This window comes from Pseudomonas sp. NPDC086278 (assembly GCF_050280905.1).
In the GTDB taxonomy this organism is placed as follows: Bacteria; Pseudomonadota; Gammaproteobacteria; order Pseudomonadales; family Pseudomonadaceae; genus Aquipseudomonas.
In genome coordinates, this window is record NZ_JBNNWE010000187.1 from 1 (window position 1) to 3,837 (window position 3,837).

Below are 3,837 nucleotides of genomic sequence, written 5' to 3' on the forward strand. Positions count from 1 at the left end.
ACGGCGTGGTTCGCCAAGCGAGTTGATGAGCGATATCAACGCTGCATGAAACGTTAACGCGTAAAAAACCCGGCGGATAAGGCCGGGTTTTCATTTAGTCTGGACCTGGGCTCCACAGCCAGAAGCCACCGCTCTGCTGGGCGCTATCCGTGCCGAGTTCGGCGACGCGATCTCCCAGGCTTACACCATCACCATCAAGGCCGACCGTTACGCTCGCCTGGGTGAGCTGAAAGACCAGGTGGTTGCCAAGCTGTCCGGCGAAGAAGGCCAGCCTTCCTCCAGCGAAGTCAAAGCGGCTTTCGGCGAAATCGAATACCGCACCGTTCGCGAAAACATCGTGAACGGCAAGCCACGTATCGACGGCCGCGACACCAAGACCGTACGTCCTCTGAACATCGAAGTTGGTGTTCTGCCTAAGACCCACGGTTCGGCGCTGTTCACCCGTGGCGAAACTCAGGCTCTGGTCGTTGCCACACTGGGCACCGCCCGTGACGCACAACTGCTGGACACCCTGGAAGGCGAGAAAAAAGACCCGTTCATGCTGCACTACAACTTCCCTCCGTTCTCGGTCGGTGAGTGTGGTCGCATGGGTGGCGCTGGTCGTCGCGAAATCGGTCACGGCCGTCTGGCTCGTCGTTCGATCGCGGCCATGCTGCCTGCCGCTGACGTGTTCCCGTACACCATCCGCGTGGTGTCGGAAATCACCGAATCCAACGGCTCGAGCTCGATGGCTTCCGTTTGCGGCGCTTCCCTGGCCCTGATGGACGCTGGTGTGCCGATGAAGGCACCGGTGGCCGGTATCGCCATGGGTCTGGTTAAAGAAGGCGAGAAATTCGCCATCCTGACCGACATCCTGGGTGATGAAGACCACCTCGGCGACATGGACTTCAAAGTAGCCGGTACCGCCAAAGGTGTTACCGCGCTGCAGATGGACATCAAGATCAAAGGCATCACCGAAGAAATCATGGAAATCGCTCTGGGCCAAGCCCTGGAAGCGCGCCTGAACATCCTCGGTCAGATGAACCAGATCATTGGCCAGTCGCGTACCGAGCTGTCGGAAAACGCTCCGACCATGATCGCGATGAAAATCGACACCGACAAAATCCGTGATGTCATCGGTAAAGGCGGCGCGACCATTCGTGCGATCTGTGAAGAGACCAAGGCTTCGATCGACATCGAAGACGACGGCTCGATCAAGATCTTCGGCGAAACCAAGGAAGCGGCTGAAGCAGCACGTCAGCGCGTTCTGGGCATCACCGCAGAAGCTGAAATCGGCAAGATCTACGTCGGTAAGGTTGAACGCATCGTCGACTTCGGCGCATTCGTCAACATCCTGCCGGGCAAGGACGGTCTGGTTCACATCTCGATGCTGAGCGATGCTCGCGTCGAGAAAGTGACCGACATTCTGAAAGAAGGCCAGGAAGTGGAAGTGCTGGTACTGGACGTGGACAACCGCGGCCGTATCAAACTGTCCATCAAAGACGTAGCAGCAGCCAAGGCATCGGGCGTTTAATACCCCCCACGCCTGACCGCTTCAACGTTATAAAAAATGCCCCGCAGTGAAAGCTGCGGGGCATTTTTTTATTTGGGGAACAGGGCTTGAAGTTGCTGGCTCTCGAACCCGGTGCTAGGTTTAGCCCACTGCCCGTGTAGCTCAGTCGGTAGAGCAGCGCACTCGTAACGCGAAGGTCGCAGGTTCGACTCCTGTCTCGGGCACCACACGATCAACCCTTATTTCACTTTCGTTCTCAGCTCTTCCACGGTTCGTTTGAGCTGATCCAGCTGATTGTCCTGATCGCTGACTTCGCGTTTCAGACTGGACAGGTCGCTGGAACTTGAACTGGAGCTCGATCCGGCGCTGCGCTTGAGTTCATCGACCTGACTGACGAGGTTTTTCAGGGCATTTTCCTGTTCGTTGATGCTGCGTTTAAGCTCGTTCACTTCGCTGGAACCGGAGCTTGAAGTTGAGTTCGACCCACTGCTGCGTTTGAGATCGTCCATCTGGCCGGCGAGCTTTTTCAAGCCGTCTCCCTGTTCACTGACCGTGCGCTTGAGGTCAGTCACCTCGCTGGTATTGGTGCTGGCATTCGAGCCGCTGTTGCGTTTGAGATCGTCCATCTGGCTGGCGAGCTTTTTCAAGCCGTCTCCCTGTTCACTGACCGTGCGCTTGAGGTCAGTCACCTCGCTGGTATTGGTGCTGGCATTCGAGCCGTTGTTGCGTTTGAGTTCGTCGAGTGCCTTGGCAAGGTTATTCAAGCTGTTTTCCTGCTCGCCGACGGTGCGCTTGAGCCCGCTCACGTCGCTGGAACTTGAGCTGGAGTTCGTGCTGCTTTCGCGCTTGAGGTCGTCCACGGCCTTGGCAAGGTTTTTCAGGATAGTCTCCTGTTCGCTGGCCGTCTTTTTCAGTTTCTCCACTTCACTGGCGTTAGAGCTGGAACTGGAGCCGTTGTTGCGCTTGAGCTCTTCGATGAGGCGCGCCTGATCATTTACGGTTTTCTTTAGAGCTTCGAGATCGGCCGTGTTGGTGTTAACAATTTTTTGTAACCTTTCCACCTGCTCGATACTGAGGTCGGACCTGACCATCACGTCTGTGCCGTAATAATTATGGTGAACGAGGAATTTATCGGACGACGAAGCGTTGTCGGATCTGTACTCCAGACTGGCTTGGGCGGTACCCGTCAGTGCCAGGGTACCGAGAAGAAGGGCAGCCATGCCGGTTGCGAACTGAGTAGACGGAAGCTTTGAAAAGTGGCGCATCACCTGAATTCCTTTTGAGGTGCCTAGATGGCACATCGCTATGACTTGGATATTTGAAACTTGTTCCTGCGCGCATAAAAAATGGCATGCAGTGTGATGGCCTTCTGTCTTTTTGTAGATTTGATGTAACGATGCCTGTAATTCGTCCGCCAAAGGTCCTATATTCGGACGTCGCACGAGCAGCATTTAGCAGTTTTCAGATGATCCACGAATGGTTCTGAAGGCCAGACAAACCGGGCTTCACACGGTTTTTTGCGTCAGAGAGATCCTTGATGATCCAGATCCATCTTCCATTCCCCAGATCAGCGAGAACGACATGACCGTTAAAGAATTGACCCAGGAAGCCAGGCACGAAGAAGCACTCAAAAAGTACGTGCTGGAGTCGCCCCAACTGGCTGAAGAGATCAAGGACCTGCCCGCCGACGATCAGAAAGACCAGATCCAGTGGGCATTCGAGGATGAGGCGGAATCACAGGGCTTGCAGCCTTGGGAACTGACACTCAAATACACCTCGACCCCGGAAGAGTTCGAGGCGGCGCGCCTGGTTCTGCACAAAGAGGCGGCCGAAGTGCTGGGCGTCGAGTGGGACGAGTACTGCGAGATGAACAATCTGGTGGTCTGATCACCGAAGGCGAAACACCGGTGGGAGCGGGCTTGCTCGCGAAGGCGGGGTCAATCGACATGATTGTCGTCTGGCACAGCGCATTCGCGAGCAAGCCCGCTTCCACATTGTTCAATCAGAGGCTGAGCCGCATCGACAGGTCCACGGCCTTCACATCCTTGGTCATCGCACCGATCGAAATGTAATCCACCCCGGTTTCGGCAATTGGCAATAACGTGCTTTCGTTGATCCCGCCGCTCGCCTCCAGTTTGGCCTTGCCGCCGTTCAAGCGCACCGCTTCGCGCATGTCATCCAGGCTCAACTCGTCGAGCATGATGATATCGGCGCCGGCCGCCAGCGCTTCCTTGAGCTCTTGCAGACTTTCCACTTCAATCTCGACCGGCTTGCCCGGAGCGATCTTGTGCGCAGCGTTGATGGCTTCAGGGATGCCACCGCACGCGGCGATATGGTTTTCCTTG

The 3,837-nt window shown here is 56.0% G+C and carries 4 protein-coding genes, 1 tRNA gene and 1 pseudogene; 4 read left to right on the forward strand and 2 right to left on the reverse strand.

Annotated features, from left to right (window positions below; genetic code table 11):
• The 3 genes and pseudogenes from ACQKP4_RS28625 to ACQKP4_RS28635 all read left to right on the forward strand — a co-directional run.
• Positions 1 to 57, forward strand: a 57-nt coding sequence (locus ACQKP4_RS28625; RefSeq protein WP_427637397.1) for a DUF1615 family protein, incomplete at its 5' end; no start/stop codon positions are given.
• Positions 58 to 100: 43 nt separating this feature from the next.
• Positions 101 to 1,513: pseudogene (gene pnp, locus ACQKP4_RS28630) on the forward strand (polyribonucleotide nucleotidyltransferase); the annotation flags it as partial.
• Between the two features lie 130 nt (positions 1,514 to 1,643).
• Positions 1,644 to 1,719: transfer RNA gene (locus ACQKP4_RS28635), tRNA-Thr, on the forward strand.
• A gap of 12 nt (positions 1,720 to 1,731) precedes the next feature.
• Here the strand turns inward: ACQKP4_RS28635 and ACQKP4_RS28640 are convergent.
• The gene (locus tag ACQKP4_RS28640) at positions 1,732 to 2,943 is read right to left on the reverse strand and encodes a hypothetical protein (protein ID WP_427637394.1); all 1,212 of its coding nucleotides are present in this window, start codon (positions 2,941 to 2,943) and stop codon (positions 1,732 to 1,734) included.
• A 130-nt stretch (positions 2,944 to 3,073) separates the two neighbouring features.
• On the opposite strand from ACQKP4_RS28640, the gene ACQKP4_RS28645 reads away from it, so the two are divergent.
• Positions 3,074 to 3,379, forward strand: coding sequence for a DUF6388 family protein (locus ACQKP4_RS28645; protein WP_427637395.1), 306 nt, complete (start codon positions 3,074 to 3,076; stop codon positions 3,377 to 3,379).
• Between the two features lie 115 nt (positions 3,380 to 3,494).
• Here the strand turns inward: ACQKP4_RS28645 and ACQKP4_RS28650 are convergent.
• Positions 3,495 to 3,837 (reverse strand): nicotinate-nucleotide diphosphorylase (locus ACQKP4_RS28650; protein WP_427637396.1); only part of this gene is annotated, 343 nt, incomplete at its 5' end.

Excerpts from the sequence above, each read along its gene's own strand:
- ACQKP4_RS28645 (WP_427637395.1), top strand. The coding sequence starts at position 3,074 with ATGACCGTTAAAGAATTGACCCAGGAAGCCAGGCACGAAGAAGCACTC.
- ACQKP4_RS28640 (WP_427637394.1), bottom strand. The coding sequence starts at position 2,943 with ATGCTGCTCGTGCGACGTCCGAATATAGGACCTTTGGCGGACGAATTA.